At 30.4% G+C, this 16,796-nt stretch carries 15 protein-coding genes; all 15 read right to left on the minus strand.

The genetic code is table 11. The features are described 5' to 3' along the window. Positions 1–375, minus strand: coding sequence for a peptide-methionine (R)-S-oxide reductase MsrB (gene msrB / locus ACTTAR_RS07085; protein ID WP_428079619.1), 375 nt, complete (start codon positions 373–375; stop codon positions 1–3). After that, entirely contained in the window at positions 376–1,269 is an 894-nt protein-coding gene (locus ACTTAR_RS07090; RefSeq protein ID WP_440681106.1) for a histone deacetylase family protein, read from the minus strand. A 2-nt stretch (positions 1,270–1,271) separates the two neighbouring features. Then, complete coding sequence (locus ACTTAR_RS07095; RefSeq protein ID WP_440681107.1) at positions 1,272–2,222, minus strand: D-2-hydroxyacid dehydrogenase family protein; 951 nt, start codon at positions 2,220–2,222, stop codon at positions 1,272–1,274. Further along, the gene (locus tag ACTTAR_RS07100) at positions 2,215–3,117 is read right to left on the minus strand and encodes a DMT family transporter (RefSeq protein ID WP_440698122.1); all 903 of its coding nucleotides are present in this window, start codon (positions 3,115–3,117) and stop codon (positions 2,215–2,217) included. The genes ACTTAR_RS07095 and ACTTAR_RS07100 overlap by 8 nt, the downstream gene beginning before the upstream one ends. Further along, positions 3,118–4,359, minus strand: a complete 1,242-nt coding sequence (locus ACTTAR_RS07105; protein ID WP_440681109.1) for an NAD(P)/FAD-dependent oxidoreductase — start codon at positions 4,357–4,359, stop codon at positions 3,118–3,120. It lies immediately after the preceding gene. A gap of 62 nt (positions 4,360–4,421) precedes the next feature. Continuing rightward, positions 4,422–5,549, minus strand: coding sequence for a rod shape-determining protein RodA (gene rodA / locus ACTTAR_RS07110; protein ID WP_440681110.1), 1,128 nt, complete (start codon positions 5,547–5,549; stop codon positions 4,422–4,424). Next, positions 5,550–7,454, minus strand: a complete 1,905-nt coding sequence (mrdA, locus tag ACTTAR_RS07115) for a penicillin-binding protein 2 (protein WP_440698123.1) — start codon at positions 7,452–7,454, stop codon at positions 5,550–5,552. It lies immediately after the preceding gene. Next, positions 7,447–7,965: a rod shape-determining protein MreD gene (gene mreD, locus ACTTAR_RS07120; RefSeq protein WP_440698124.1), complete on the minus strand. Its 519-nt coding sequence runs from the start codon at positions 7,963–7,965 to the stop codon at positions 7,447–7,449. Before mreD ends, mrdA begins: the two co-directional genes overlap by 8 nt. A gap of 2 nt (positions 7,966–7,967) precedes the next feature. Beyond that, positions 7,968–8,813 (minus strand): rod shape-determining protein MreC, encoded by an 846-nt coding sequence (gene mreC / locus ACTTAR_RS07125; protein ID WP_440698125.1) that lies wholly within the window; start codon positions 8,811–8,813, stop codon positions 7,968–7,970. A gap of 3 nt (positions 8,814–8,816) precedes the next feature. Continuing rightward, the gene (locus ACTTAR_RS07130) at positions 8,817–9,851 is read right to left on the minus strand and encodes a rod shape-determining protein (RefSeq protein ID WP_440681114.1); all 1,035 of its coding nucleotides are present in this window, start codon (positions 9,849–9,851) and stop codon (positions 8,817–8,819) included. Then, positions 9,851–11,422: a 2-isopropylmalate synthase gene (locus ACTTAR_RS07135; protein WP_440681115.1), complete on the minus strand. Its 1,572-nt coding sequence runs from the start codon at positions 11,420–11,422 to the stop codon at positions 9,851–9,853. Before ACTTAR_RS07135 ends, ACTTAR_RS07130 begins: the two co-directional genes overlap by 1 nt. A gap of 101 nt (positions 11,423–11,523) precedes the next feature. After that, a complete protein-coding gene (locus tag ACTTAR_RS07140) occupies positions 11,524–13,203 on the minus strand; it encodes a dipeptide ABC transporter ATP-binding protein (protein ID WP_440698126.1) in 1,680 nt (559 codons plus the stop codon). Beyond that, positions 13,200–14,132, minus strand: coding sequence for an ABC transporter permease (locus ACTTAR_RS07145; protein WP_440681117.1), 933 nt, complete (start codon positions 14,130–14,132; stop codon positions 13,200–13,202). Before ACTTAR_RS07145 ends, ACTTAR_RS07140 begins: the two co-directional genes overlap by 4 nt. Then, on the minus strand, positions 14,125–15,108 hold the full coding sequence (locus ACTTAR_RS07150) for an ABC transporter permease (protein ID WP_440681118.1): 984 nt from the start codon (positions 15,106–15,108) through the stop codon (positions 14,125–14,127). Before ACTTAR_RS07150 ends, ACTTAR_RS07145 begins: the two co-directional genes overlap by 8 nt. 62 nt (positions 15,109–15,170) lie before the next feature. After that, positions 15,171–16,733, minus strand: coding sequence for an ABC transporter substrate-binding protein (locus tag ACTTAR_RS07155; RefSeq protein ID WP_440698127.1), 1,563 nt, complete (start codon positions 16,731–16,733; stop codon positions 15,171–15,173). Positions 16,734–16,796 lie beyond the last annotated feature (63 nt).

Consider the following 16,796-nt stretch of genomic DNA (forward strand, 5'->3'; position numbering starts at 1 on the left):
TTAAGTTTTTGGTTTAAAAACTAAACAGACACCATTGTTACAATATCTTTTTCCAGTTGGTTCTGGACCATCATCAAATATATGTCCATGGTGACCACCACATTTTTTACAATGATATTCTGTTCTTCCATAACCTAAATGATAATCTGTTTTTGTTTCAAATACATCTGGCAAAGACTCATAAAAAGATGGCCAACCAGATCCACTTTCATATTTAGTATTTGAATCAAATAATTTCTCACCACAATTTGCACAATGAAAACTTCCTTCTCTTTTTTCATGATTAAGCTCACTTGATCCAGCAAGTTCTGTACCCTCCTCAAACAAAATTAATTTTTGTTCAGCTGTAAGGTTAGGGTTAATTTTTTTTGTCATTTAAATATATTTAGCACAAGTTTGATGTAACATAGAGTGTAATTCTACTAATTTATTGAAATCTTTGTTGTATCCTCCTCCTAAAACACCGCAAAAAGGTATTCTTTGTGAATAAAAGTTTTCTACAATAAGTTCATCTCTCAATTTAACACCTTCGTCAGAAATTTTTAGTTTTCCTAATCTGTCATTAAAATGAATATCTACTCCTGCAATATAAAAAACAAAATCAAAATTTTCTTGATTTAACTCTTTTAGATAATGTTTTAACATTTTAATGTAAGTATCATCTTCCATATTATCTTCTAACTCTACATCTAAGTCACTAATAGATTTTTTTGCAGGATAATTGGTTTTTGAATGCATACTAAATGTAAAAACATTTCTATTTTCTTTAAAAATATCTGAATTTCCGTTCCCTTGGTGAACATCAAGATCAACTATTAAAATTTTATTTGCAAAACCTCTATTAAGCAAATAATGAGCAGCAACTGCTACATCATTAAATACACAGTAACCGGCACCACCATTGTAATTAGCATGGTGGCTTCCCCCTGCAGTGTTACAAGAAATTCCATAATTTATTGCAAGTTTTGATGCCAAAACAGTTCCTCCTGTTGCAACTAAAGATCTCTGAACAACACTGTCTACTAAAGGAAAACCTATTTTTTTAACACCATCTTTGTCTAAAGTTTTGTTTTTAATATCTGTTATATATTTTTCTGAATGAGCAAACTTTAATGTTTCAGATGAACAGGGATAAGGTTTATGAAACTTTTTGACCAAATTTATTTTTACTAAATAATTCGCAAGCTCACTAAATTTGTTTATTGGAAATTTATGATCATCTCCAATTTTTGCAAAATAATCTTCGTGATTTACAACTGGCAACTCCATGGTTACTCTAAAACTCTAATCGGCTTTCCATTAACACAAGCCTCTAATCCCTCGATCATTTGATTGTAAAAAATACTGTAATTTTCTGCTGTTACATATCCTATGTGCGGAGTTAACAGGGCATTAGGCAAAAATCTTAATTTATTATTTTCAGGCAAAGGTTCTTTTTCATAAACATCAATTCCAGCTCCAGCAATTACATTAGTAGACAATGCAATAATTAAATCGTCTTCATTTACTATTGGACCTCTTGATGTATTAATTAAAAAAGCTGTCTTCTTCATATTGTCTAACTCTTTTAATGTTATGCAATCTTTGTATCTTTCTCCTCCTTGAACATGAATTGAAATAACATCGGAGTTTTTAATCAAATCATCTTTACTGCAAGGAAGAACATCTAATTCTTTACATTTGTCTAAACTTAAGTTTTCACTCCACGCCATAACTTGCATTCCGAAAGCTTTTCCAATTTTAGCAACTTCACTACCTACTCTACCTAATCCAATTAAACCTAATATTTTTCCTTTTAATTCAACACCAATGGTAGTTTGCCAATACCCTTGGTACATATTATCAAGCTCTTCCTTGAAATTTCTTGCTAAACCAAGAATTAAAGCCCAAGTTAATTCAGGTGTTGGGTTGATATTTATTTCTGTGCCACAAACAATAATTTTTCTTTTCTTGGCAGCATCAAGATCAATAGATCGGTTTCTTAATCCGCTAGTAATAACAAATTTCAAATCATTTAAATTATCGATTAAATTTTTTGTAATAGGAGTTCTCTCTCTCATTATTAAAAGAGCTTCAAAATCAGCCAACTGTTCAATTGCATCTGCTTCATCTAAAAAGGGTTCACTAAAGATCTTGAACTCATATTTTCCAGATAGCTTTTCTAAATCAACAAATTCTTGAGCGACGTTTTGGTAATCATCTAATATAGCAACTTTAAGCATTTTTAACTTTCTTATTTGACAACAATATTCCTGTAATTATAAAGCAAGCGCCTAAAATATGATAAAACATAAATTTTTCACTAAAAAAAAACATAGCCATTATTGCACTTAAAATTGGCATAAGATGTAAAAAAACACCTGATCGATTAGCACCAATCATGGATATACCTTTGATCCATAATAGAAATGAAGCTAAACCTGGAAATAAAACAACATAGGATAATATTAGTATAAACGGTAATTCTAAATTTATTCTAAATCCTACTTGATATTCAATAAAATAAATTGGAATTAAAAAAATCAATCCAAAAGTTATGACTACTTGAAGTAATGACAACTGAGATAGTTCATATTTTTTTCCTTTAAGTAATGTAGAATAAAGTGCCCATGAAAACATGGCTACAACCATTGTTAAATCACCTTTATTAAAATCTAAATTTTTTAATATTTCAAAATCTGCTTTAGTTATAATCATCAATACACCTAAAAAAGAAAAAATTACCCCAATGATTTGAAAGATATTTGTTTTTTCAATTTTTAAAATTGATGAAAATAACATAATCATTACTGGTATAGTTGATATCATCAATACTCCACTGATTACTTGAGTAAAATTTAAGGAGTAATAAACAATAGAATTAAATATAGTAATGCTAGTAACGCCTAAAATAATAAACAATTTATAATTCTGAAATATATAATTTTTTTTGCTTAATATTTCTGGGATCGTAAATGGTGCCAAAATCATCCAGGCAAAAAACCAACGATAGAAGTTTAAAGAAAAAGGTGGAACCTCATAAAAACTAGCTAATTTTCCAACAACAAAGTTACCTGCCCAAAATGTAACTGTCAAAAATAGATATAGATACGCTAAATAATTATTATCTTGTCTCACCTAATTAAATCTTAGTGAGCTATAAGGTTTTAAATCCAAATTTGTATTTTCATTTGCAATCATTCCAGAGACGATCTTTCCAGATATTGGTCCTAAAGTCCATCCTAAATGATGATGACCAAAACAATAATAAACATTTTTATAATTTTTGGATGGACCCATTACAGGCAAAAAGTCAGGTAATGTAGGTCTAAAACCTAACCATTCATCCTCATGTTCAGGTAAATCACCAAGCATATATTTTGCATTATTGATTAAGTTTTTAACTCTAGATTTAGATAATGGATTATCTAAGCCTCCAAATTCAACAGTACCTACAACTCTTAATCCTTGCTCCATAGGAGTTATTCCAAATCCTCTATTAGAAAAAATTACAGGTCTACTTAATAAGTGATCACAATTCTTAAAATGAACATGATACCCTCTCTCAGTATCTAATGGAATTTTTTCACCAAGATTATCAGTTAATTTTTTTGAAAAAGCACCGCAAGCAATTACAATTTTATCAAAATTATAACTTTGAGTTTCGGTTTTAAACACAGGTTTTTCTTCATCAAAACTAATATCTTTGATGTTTACTTTGTTAAATTTTCCACCTTTCTTTAAAAACAAGTCAAATAATTTTAGAAGAATTCTTTTTGGGTTTCTTGCATGTCTTGCATAGGGATAAAATACACCTGCATGATAAAAAGGTTTTATATGCGGTTCAAGATCATGTATTTCAGCCTTATTAACTAATTGCTGCTTAACGCCTAATTCATCTCTAACTCTGATTTCTAGCTCTCTACTTTTCAAATCTTTGTCATTCCAAATATAAAGTATGCCTTTATTTTCTACTAAACCTTCTAGATCTATTTCATCAAATAACTCATCATAAGCCGGTAAGGCTAAATCTAAAATTTGATGCATGTTTTTAGCAGTATGCATCATCTTATTTTTTGTAGTGTTCATTATAAATTTTAAAAACCAAGGAATCATTTTTGGAACGTAGTTCCATTTTAAAGCAAGTGGTCCTGTAGAACTTAAAAGCATTGCTGGAACATCTGCTAGTACATCAGTTCTGTTAAGAGAAAGTGAAGCATAAGGTGAAAAGTGACCTGCATTACCATATGAAGCAGCTTGGCTTCCAGGATTGTCTCTATCAAAAATAGTTACATTGAAACCTTTTTTTTGGAGAAATAAAGCATTAGATACTCCTTGTATTCCTGCCCCAACTATTCCAATCTTAATATTTTTATTCATGGAATTTTTATATAAGAAAAAATTAAAAAATTAGAGTGACAAATTATACAGGCAATTAATTTTTACTGAGGAATTGTTTGTTTATGATTAATTTTTGCGCTTAATACGATACCAAAACCAATCATGGTAGCTAGCATCGAAGAACCACCATAAGACATGATCGGCAAAGGGGATCCTACTATTGGAAGTAAGCCAAGCACCATGGATAAATTTACAACTATGTAAATAAAGATTGCAAAAGCAAAACCGAAACAAAATAACCTAGCAAAATTACTTCTTGAAATTGCTCCAATTCTAATAATCCTAAAAATAATTATTGAATATAAAATTAATAAAAGAACAGAACCTATAAAACCGAACTCTTCAGAGAAAAGAGTAAAAATAAAATCTGTATGTTTTTCGGGCAAGAAATCTAAATAACTTTGAGTTCCTTTTAAAAAACCTTTTCCATCTAAACCACCAGATCCTATAGCTATTTTTGATTGTATAATTTGATAACCAGCACCTAATGGATCTCTATCTGGATCTAAAAATGTAAGTATTCTTAACTTTTGGTAAGGTTTAAGAAATGAAATAACAAAAGGCAATGAAATTAAAAAAACAATAAAAGAATATATAAAGTATTTTATCTTTACCCCACCTAGCCACAAAATTATAAGTCCACTTAGAACTATTAATATTGATGTTCCAAGATCAGGCTGGGAAAGTACCAGCATAACTGGAGCAACAATTATTGATAAAACAATTGCCATACTAAACAAAGAATTAACATTTTCTATTTTTAATCGATGGTAAAATTTTGCTAAACACAAAATAATAGCAATTTTCATTAATTCAGATGGTTGCAATACAAAAAAATAAAGATCCATCCATCTTTGTGACCCTGAGGATTTAATTCCAAAAAAAGAAACCCATATTAACAAAAGTATAACTGCCAAATAAATTATATAAGAAAAATTATACCAAAATCTTAAATTAAAAAAAGCTAGCACGATCATTACTGGGAAAAAAACTACCAGTTTAAAAAAATGATTTTTTGTATGAAATAAAATTTCACCACCATCTGTGGAATACATCACAAATAAACTAACCACAGATAATATAAGTACACAAAAAATTAAAAAATAATCTAATTCTTTTACTTTTTGAAAAAAAGTAATTTCATTATTTAATCTATCATGCTGAAACATTTAAATACTGATTTCCTCAAAATTAGACTGCTGGTTTCGCAATTCATGTCTATCAATAATTAGTTTAAAAAGCTCTTTAGCTATTGGTGCCGCTGTTCTGCTTCCAGAACCACCATGTTCAACTATAATACTAAGTGCATACCTTGGATTAACATAAGGCCCATACGCAACATATAAAGCATGATCTCTATCCTTATATGGAATTTGTTCAATATCTAAATCAAGTTCACGTTCTCGCTTACTAATTCTCTTAACCTGAGCAGTACCAGTTTTTCCTGCAAATTGATATTTAGGATCATCTATTCTAGATCTATAGGAAGTTCCAAATCTTTCATTTGTAGAACTAAACATAGTTTCTTGGATAATTTTTATATTTTTTTCATTTTTAAATAACTTTTTATTTGGATTTTTTTGTGCCTCTTCAAGCATTAAGTTTTTTGCTTCCTCAAGTGACAAAGGATTATTATTAACAACTATTTTTGGTTTAATTGGATATCCTCCATTAGCTATTTGTGCAGTCATCAGGCATAATTGTAAAGGTGTTGTTTGAATATAACCTTGACCTATACCTGTGATTAAAGTCTCTCCTAAAACCCACCCTTTACCTAAATTATTTTTTTTCCATTTTGTGTTTGGAAATAAACCTGATTTTTCTATTTCAAAATAATCTCCAAGAACTTTTTTTCCTAAACCAAATTTTTCAGCAGTAACATTTAATCTATCTACACCTAACAATCTTGCAACTTCATAAAAGTAAGTATCACATGATTGCTTCATTGCATTTTTTAAACTTACCACTCCATGTCCTTTTTCTTTCCAACAGTGAAATGTTTGTCCATATAACTCCATTTTACCTGTGCACTTTACTTTGAAATTTGTATCAACAACGTTGTTTTCAAGAGCCGATAATGCAACTATTGGCTTTATCGTAGATCCTGGCGAATATAATCCTGAAAGAGATTTATTAATTAGTGGTTTTAAAGGATTATTTCTTATCAGTTCCCACTCATCATTACTTATTCCGAACAAAAACAAATTAGGATTGTAAGATGGTGAAGAATACATTGCAATAATATCACCTGTAAAGATATCCATTACACTTATAGATCCCGCTCTATTATTAAGTAGTTTGGCACAAGATTTTTGAATTTCTGTATCAAGAGTTAATCTCACTCTAGATCCCTGTTCACCTTTTTGAAATTCTAGTTGATTTATTCTTTTACCATAGGCATTAACTTCATATCTTTGAATTGGATTTGTTCCAATTAAATAATTTTCCAATCTTTTTTCTAAGTTTAATTTACCTATTTTCATTCCTGGAACAAATCGCTCTGCAACAATATCATTGTTTAAAATTTCTTCTTCATTTGGTTGGCTGACATATCCTAGGACGTGAGTGTACATATCATTAAAAGGATAATTTCTAGAAATAGTCATTACTGGCTTTACACCAACTAAATCATACAAATAATTATTAATTTTTAAAAACTGACTCCAAGATAAGTTCTCAGAGACAATTATGCTTTCCCAAGGTTTGATCTTTTTTTTTGTTTTAATGATATTTTCAATTTTTTTGTCGCTTAATTCTAAAAGAGCTTTTAATCTTGAAATTAAATAATTAAAATTTTCTATTTGCTCTGGAATTATATGTAGTTGGTAAACTTTTAAATTTCCTGCAATAACATTGCCAAAATAATCAACTATATCCCCTCTAGTAGGTGGTAATTTCCATTCTCTAATTCTATTTTTATCAGAAAGGGTAAGGTATTTTTTATTTTCATTAATTTGTAGAGAAAATAATCTTGCCACTATTCCAGCGAATACAATAAATTTTGCAGCCCCAATAATAAACATTCTTCTATTGATAACATCAGTTTTTCTTATAATTGAGTTCTCTTTAATCATTTGGTTTTAATGAAATTTTATCGTTTATGAGATTAAAAAATAAATAAAATATTGGATAAAATATAAATGTAAATCCAGAATTAATTAAATAACGCATATAATCAACTTCAATTAAAAATATTAAATCTAGTATTATGACCTGAATAGAATTTACTAATAGAATGGCTACTATAAATGCAAACCAATCATTAATAAATTTGGGGCTTAATGTTATTTGTCTAATATATGAAGTAAAAACACAAATTAATAAATAACAGAAACTACTTATTCCAATAGGCAAACCAACTACTACATCATTAATTATTCCAGCTAAAAATACTGAAAAATATCCTAAATCTTCAGAACCTCTCAATGTCCAATAAAAAACTAAAATATAAACAAAATTAAATGAAAAATTATCAATTTTTAGATAATTTAAGTCAAACTCATTCAATACTGAAAAAAATAAAAAAAATAGTGGCAAGTATGAAATTAAAGATTTAAGAAAATTACTTTTATTTAAAGATGCCATAACTAATTTTTACCTAAATTAAATTTTACAATTTTTACATAATCCAACTGACTAAAATCTGAGAAAAATATTATTTTATTACCTGAGTCTTTATAAATTCTTCCAATAGGTATTCCAGATTTAAACATACCTCCTAATCCTGATGTATAAATTATTCGATCCTGTTCACTTAAATCATAATTGATGTCATCTTTGGTAAACTCAATAATTCCATAATCTTTTCCTGTCCCTGAAGACACAGCCTGAATAGAAGGAGGTTGAACAATAACTGGTATTTTACTGTTTAAATCAGACAAAAGTAGCGCTCTTGAATTTGTAAAATTGACTTCAATAATTTGACCAACAAGAAAACTATTATCTATTATAGCCATCCCCAATTTAACGTTATCTTTTGAACCTCTGTTTAAAATAACTGATTTTAAAAACGGGCTATCTTTATCGGTTATAACTTTAGCTAAAATTTCATTTGAGCTAACATTTTCATTAATTAAAGATCTTAACTTTTCATTTTCTTGCTTTAAATAATCAGCAGATAATTTATTCTGCTTTAAATCCTCTAGTTCTTTTTTAATACTTTTATAATCATCATACAAAGTCAGATGTTCAGATAATTTTATTTTGAGCTCCCCTAATTTATTTTCTGGTATAGAAACGAAATATGAGGATCTATAGATAACTTCGTTAATTCCTATTCTAATATTTTGAATTAACTTAAAATTTAAATTGCTTAATATTATTATCAATATTGATAAAAATATTAAGGTTATTAAAGAAAATTTTTGTTTATCTTTTTTTTTAAAAAATGCTGATCTTAAGGCGGTTACAAATTCATCTCTGCCTAAAGCCATCTTTTAATATTCAGATAACATAGTAGAGAAAGTTTCCTCTTGATCTAAAGCCTTACCTGTACCAACTGCTACGCATGATAATGGATCATCTGCAACATGGACTGGTAGACCAGTCTCTTTCGCAAATCTTTTATCTATATTTTTTAATAAAGCTCCACCACCTGTTAATGTTAATCCCATATCTACTAAATCAGCTGATAATTCAGGAGGTGTATTTTCTAATGCTTCTTTAATTGCATTAATCATTTCTTTCATTATGTCGTTAAGAGCTTCTGCGGTATCCTCTTCTGTAATATTTACTTCTTTAGGAGTACCTGATCTTAAATCTCTTCCTTTAACTGGATAAGTATTTGTTCCAGTTGGAATAGCTGTTCCCATTTCTTTTTTAATTTTTTCAGCTGTAGTATCACCTATCAATAAATTATATTCTTTTCTCATATAATTAACGATAGCAGTATCCATTGCGTCTCCTGCAACTCTCAAAGATTTAGAATATACTAAGCCACCTAAAGACATCACTGCAATCTCACTAGTACCACCACCTATATCAACTATCATTGAACCAGTTGCTTCTGAAATTGGAAGTCCCGCACCAATTGCTGCAGCAATTGGTTCTTCAATCAATTGGACTCTTCTAGCACCTGCTGCTAATGCACTATCTTGAATAGCTTTTCTCTCGACTGGTGTAGAGCCTGTTGGTACACAAATTAAAATTCTAGGATTTGCAAAAGTACTTCCTTTGTGCACTTTTTTAATAAAATGTTTAATCATTTCTTCAGTCACAATAAAGTCTGCAATAACTCCATCACGTAATGGTCTAATGGCACTAATGTTTCCTGGAGTTCTTCCAAGCATTGTCTTAGCTTCGTCTCCAACAGCTAGAACGTTTTTCTTGCCGCCTTGATCAACAATTGCAACAACAGAAGGTTCATTTAGTACAACACCTTTTCCTTTTAAAACTACTAAAGTATTTGCCGTTCCAAGATCGATCGCCATGTCTTGGCTCCAAATTTTTTTTACACTATCAAATAATCCCATTATATTCCTTTTACCTTTTGACTTTCTTGCTCCATAGGAGCTGTTTTATCTCGTTTAATTATCATTTTATTTAATGCATTAATATAAGCATTCGCTGATGCAACCAGCGTATCCGTATCAGCTGCTTGACCAACCGTTGTCTTTCCTTTTTCCTCAATTTTAACACTCACTGTAGCTTGAGCATCCGTTCCCTCAGTAACAGCATGAACTTGATATAATTGTAAATTCACATCGTGGGGATAGAGTGTTTTAATGCACTTAAATATGGCATCAACTGGGCCATCCCCAGTTTCAGTAGCATTTTTAATATCTCCATAAACATCAAGTGTCATTTCTGCTTTTTGGGGTTCGCCTGTACCAGCAAAAACCTTTAATGATTTCAAGCTTATAGCATTAACTTTATTATCAGTAATTAAACTATCATCCACTAATGCAATAATATCTTCATCATAAACATGCTTTTTCTTATCTGCTAAGACTTTAAATTTTGCAAATGCATTTGCCACAACATCATCTGTCAAATCTGGATAACCCAAACTATTCATTTTATCTTTAAAAGCATGTCTTCCAGAATGTTTACCCATTACTAAAGAAGTTTGTTTTACTCCAACACTTTCGGGTGTCATGATTTCATAAGTCTGTCTATTTTTTAACATTCCATCTTGATGAATTCCTGCTTCATGAGCAAAAGCATTTTTTCCTACAATTGCTTTATTGTATTGAACAGGAAAACCAGTAGCATTCGAAACAATTTTTGAAGCTTTGCTTAAAAGCGTAGTATTAATCCCTGTCTCATACGGCATTAAATCAGGTCTTGTTTTGATTGCCATCACAACTTCCTCAAGTGCAGCATTTCCAGCTCTTTCACCTAAACCATTTATTGTACACTCAATTTGCCTTGCTCCAGCTTGAACTCCAGCTAAAGAGTTAGCCACAGCTAAACCTAAATCATTATGACAATGGGTTGATAAAATTGCTTTATCTATATTTGGAACTTTATTTAATAAAGTTTCTATTATTGTAGTAAATTCAGATGGTATCGTATAACCAACAGTATCAGGAATATTAATTGTTGTTGCTCCATTTTTAATTGCTAGCTCTACTGTTTTGCACATATAGTCCATATCTGTTCTTGTTCCATCTTCACAAGACCACTCAACATCGTCTGTAAATTTTCTTGCATAAGCAACGTGTTTACCAATTGACTCATAAACATCCTCTGGAGACATATTTAGTTTATGTTTCATATGAAGAGGACTTGTAGAAATAAATGTATGAATTCTAAATCTTGGTGCATGCTTCAAAGCTTCATAAGCTCTATCAATATCTTTAACTGAATGTCTTGATAATCCTGCAGGAATAGAATTTTTTAAAATTTTACTTACTTCAGAAACCGCTTCAAAATCACCTGGCGAAGCTATTGGAAATCCTGCTTCAATAATATCAATACCTAACTCATCAAACACTCTTGCAATTTGAATTTTTTCTTCCAAACTCATAGATGCACCTGGTGATTGCTCACCATCACGCATAGTAGTATCAAATATAAAGACCCTATCTTTATCGCTCATAATAAAATTTTTAGAAAATCTATAATACAATCTATAAGAGAGATTGCAAAATAATTAGTAAAATTGATCCTTTTTGACCAGATATTTTAGTTTGGTTGAAATTAATTATAAATAGACTCAATTTTAGGCATTAAATGTAAAAGTTCTTTTGTGTATTCATGATTGGGGTTTTCGAACAAATCCTCAGTATTAGAAACTTCGCATAATTTGCCATCTTTTAATACACCTATTCTATCACACATTTGTCTAACAACAGGTAAGTCGTGACTGATAAACAGAATAGTTAAATTCAATTGCTCCTGAAGATCTTTTAACAAATTTAATATTTGAGCCTGGATACTAACATCTAATGCAGATGTAGGTTCATCGCAAACTAAGAGCCTCGGCTGAGTTGCTAAAGCTCTTGCAATCGAAATTCTCTGTCTTTGGCCACCAGAAAATTCATGTGGATACCTATCTGCAGATTTTTGAGTCATTTCAACAGAGTCCAATAAATCGTAGACGTAATTATTTAGGTCAGAATTAGATATTGAAGGATTGTGAAGTGTAATTGGCTCAGAAATAATATCTTTTACTTTCAATCTACCATTTAGTGATGAATAAGGATCTTGGAAAATCATTTGTATTTGTTTTCTAAATTTCATCAGTTCTGATCTATTTTTTATTTTTGTAATACAAGTACTATCAAAAAATATATCTCCTGAAGAAGGTTTGAATAAATTTACAATCATTTTTGCAATTGTAGATTTGCCACTTCCACTTTCACCTACAAGACCAAAAGATTCACCTTCTTTAATTTCAAATGAAACATTATTTACAGCTAACACAGAATTTTTAGAATTTTCTGTAAAAAAATTATCGTCAAAACTTTTATTTAGATTTTTTACCTGTACTAAGTCTTGTTTGGTTATTTCTTTTTTAGTCCATCTATTCAATATTTTAATATTATTTTCTTTATTTTTGCTTTCTTTTTCTACTATTACAAATCTTGAAATTTTCTTATTGGTAGGTGGAACTGAACTTACAAGACTTTTTGTATAACTTTGTTGAGGAGTTGTTAATATTTTTTTTGTTTCACCAATTTCGACTAAATTTCCACTTTTCATCACAGCTACACGATTAGCTGTTTCAGCTATAACACCCATATCATGAGTGATTAAAATCACAGCTAAGTTTCTTTCTTTTGTGAGTTTTTTAATTAAATCTAGAATCTGTGATTGAATAGAAACATCTAAAGCTGTTGTGGGTTCATCTGCAATTAATAATTCCGGCTCACAACATAACGCTAAAGAAATTACTACCCTTTGTCTCATTCCTCCTGAAAATTGATGAGGGTAATTATTAAATCTTTTTTCAGCATCTTTAATTCCAACTTCTTTTAATAGATTAATAGATTTATTTTTTGCTTCCTCTTTGCTTAAATTTAGATGAGTTTGTATAGTTTCAATTAATTGGTCACCAACTGTTAATATTGGATTTAAAGATGTTTGTGGATCTTGAAATATTAATCCAATTTTATTACCCCTATATTTAATGATACTTTCTGAATTTTCATGAATATTTAAATCTCCAAGTATTACGGAGCCACTTGAAACATTTCCTGGCTCATCAATTAAATTAATTATAGCGTTTCCAACGGTACTTTTTCCAGAACCAGACTCACCGACTAATCCTAAAATTTCACCTTTATTTACCTCAATATTAACATTTTTAGCCGCGTAAACAGTCTCTTTACGCATTTGGTAATCAACACTTAGATTTTTAATTTTTAAAAAACTCATTTTTTTAATTTTGGATTTAAAGTATCTCTCATCCAATCTCCTAATAAATTGATTGAAAAAGCTAAAATTACCAAAAAAATTGCTGGGAAAAATGTAATCCACCATTCTCCTGAAAATAAAAAATCATTTCCTAATCTTATTAATGTACCTAAAGAAGGAGTTGTTGGAGGAACCCCAACACCCAAAAAACTTAAAGTCGACTCTGCCAAGATAGCAAGAGCTAAACCAATTGTACCAATAACCAAAACTGGTCTCATAATATTCGGTAGAATATGTTTAAACATAATTACTATATTTGAAACACCAATTATTGTTGAAGCAGATACATAATCTTTATTTTTTTCTACCAAAGTTGCTGCTCTTGATACTCGTGCAAACTGTGGCCATTCTGAAATCCCAATAGCAAATATCAAAACATAAATAGCCATTTCATCATGCATTTCTCTTGAAATTAACCCTCTTGCTATTCCATCAACCAAAAGCGCCATCAATATACTTGGCACTGTCAATTGAACATCAGTAAGTCTCATTACTACCATTTCATATTTGCCGCCAAAATATCCAGCTGTTAATCCTAAACCAACTCCAAGAATTAAACTAAATATAATCGCAGCAAAACCAACAATAAGAGATATTCTGCATCCATATAAAATTGTTGATAACATATCTCTTCCTTGACCATCGGTACCTAAAATAAATTGTGCCAAACCATCATCCGTCCAAGATGGAGGTGTAAATGCATCCATCAAAGATAAAGATGATGGGTCAAAAGGCGTATAAGGTGTTAAAAACTCTATAAAAAATGAACAGAAAAAAATTATAAATAAAATAGCTGAAGATATAATTGCTGTAGGGGATTTTATAAAGCTATGATAAATATCGCTATCCTTAATTCTTTCCCATCTTGTCAAATTTAAATTATTATCCACTTACAGAATCTCCTTTAACTCTAATCCGTGGATCAATAAAATAGTATAAAATATCAACTATGAAATTTATCATTACAAAAACAAATGCGATGAAAACTAGATATGCAGACATTATTGGTATGTCTACAAACTGAACAGCTTGTATAAACAAGAAGCCCATACCAGGCCATTGAAAAACCGTTTCAGTTATAATTGAAAAGGCAATTAGAGTTCCTATATTAATTCCAGCAATCGTTATTACTGGTATCAAACCATTTTTTAATGCATGTTTGTATTTAATGCTATCTTCACTAATTCCACGTGCTCGAGCAAATTTTATGTAGTCAGTTTGTAAAATTTCCATCATTTCAGCTCTTACTAACCTGATAATGTATGTCATTTGGAAAAGGCTTAATGTAACTGAAGGAAGAATTATTGCTTTAAGACCTGAAACTGTTAAAAAACCAGTTGTCCAAAATCCTAAATCAACTACTTCTCCTCTACCAAATGATGGAAGTATTCCTAAAATCACAGCAAATAAGTAAATAAATAATATCCCTATTACAAATGTGGGTAGTGAAACTCCAAGCAAAGAAACTGCCAAAACGAAGTCACTCAAAAAACCCTTTCTATTTATACCTGTGTAAACTCCTAAAAGAGTTCCTGTCACCAATGCTATCAAAGCAGAAATTACAACAAGTTCAATGGTAGCTGGCAGTCTCTCAACAATGAGTTCAGATACGGGTCTTCTTAATTGATAAGAAATTCCAAACTCTCCTTTGGACGCATTAATTACAAATCTTGAAAATTGAACATGAATTGGATCCATTAAGCCTAATGTTTCTCTTAATTCAGCTCTCTCTTCATCTGAGGTTTCTTCTCCAACCATGTTATTTATTGGATCTCCAACAAAATTAAATAAGGAGAAAGAAACAAAGGCAACAACTAGCATCACCAAAGCTGATTGAAATAATCTTTTAAAAAAATAATTTATCAATTTGAGAGGATTTTAAATTTATAAGCCCCTTATAAATTTAAGGGGCTTATAATAATTTTTATTTAATTTACGCTAGCAGCTCTAAATAACGGTTCATTATTAGGTCTGATAGGAACATTCACGTTGCTTTTAGACGCCCAAGAAATTACTTGGTGGTGTAAAGGAAGATATGCAATATCATCTTTTACAATTTTCCAAGCATTTGCAATTGCGGCATTTCTTTTATCTAAATCAACCTCACCTTCCATAACTCTAATTGCAGCATCTACATCAGCGTTACTGAAGTTAACTTTGTTCCAACTTGCACCTGTTTCATATAAATAATGAAATACATAATGACTGTCTAAAGTTGGTACACCCCATCCAAGCATATAAAAATCACCTTGATCATCTTTTAGCTCTTTGAAGTGTTTACTTTTAGTTTGAGCAAACAAGTTAACGTTAACTCCAATTTTACCCAACATACCAACAACAGCTGTACAGATTGCTTCATCATTTACATATCTATCATTTGGACATCTTAGCTCAACATCAAATCCATTAGGATATCCTGCACTAGCTAAAAGTTTTTTTGCAGCATCAACATCATAAGGTAATCTTTTATCAAGTTCTGCTGTGTAACCATTTACACCTGGAAATGTAATTATTCCAGCTGGCTCACTTAGACCTCTCATTACTTTTTTCTTGATAGCCTCAATGTCAATTGCTTGATAAAGTGCTTGTCTAACTTCTTTTTTCTTGAAAGGATTATCCCCAGTATTTCCGGTTCTTAATTTATCTGCAGCTTGATCCATTCCTAAAAAGATTGTTCTCATCTGTGGTGTACTCACAACTTGATGTCCCGAAGAAGAACCAATTCTTTTTAAATCCTGAACAGGTGCATCAGTCACTAAATCAATCTCACCAGACAGTAAGGCAGCTACTCTTGTTGCAGCATTTTTAATTGGAAGTAATTCAATTTGCTTTATGCCATCATCTTCCATTTTACCCCACCAATGTTTATTTCTTTTAAACACTGTTTTTGTATTTGGTTCTCTCAAAGTAATTCTAAAAGGACCAGTTCCTAAAGCATTAGTTGCTGAAAATGTTTCTTGTCCTGCATCCCAATTTTGTGGAGACATTGCAAAGTTTTTCTCAGACCAAGCTCTAGACATTATAAATATGTTTGATAATTGATTTAAAAGTATAGGGTTTGGTTTGCTTGTTGTAATTTTAACAGCATATTCTCCAACTGCTTTCACATCAGAAATTGTGCTAATATATTCTTTAAAATCAGATGTTCTTTGTTTAGCTCTTAATATACTAAATACAACATCAGCTGATGTCATTTTTGAACCATCAGAAAATTTCACATCTTCTCTTAAGTTGAAGATCCAAGTATTAGGATCAGTTGCTTTCCATTTTCTTGCTAACGCTGGTTCAATTTTCATATCTACCGCTCTTTGCACAAGAGCTTCATAAACTTGTCTAGATACCTGAGTAGTAGGACCCTCGTTTTGTGCGTGTGGATCTAGTGTAAGACTGTCTCCTTGCATTGACCACTTGATAGTTTTTGCCCATGCTGAAGAAAATCCAAATACTAGAACTAGTGATAGTAATATCCTTACTAAATTTTTAGTCTTCATAATTAACCTCTTTCTTAAATTTATAAAAAAATTATAAGTGAAAAAAAAAGATTATTACAGATA

It is taken from the genome of Candidatus Pelagibacter sp. HIMB1709, from assembly GCF_052047635.1.
In the GTDB taxonomy this organism is placed as follows: Bacteria; Pseudomonadota; Alphaproteobacteria; order Pelagibacterales; family Pelagibacteraceae; genus Pelagibacter.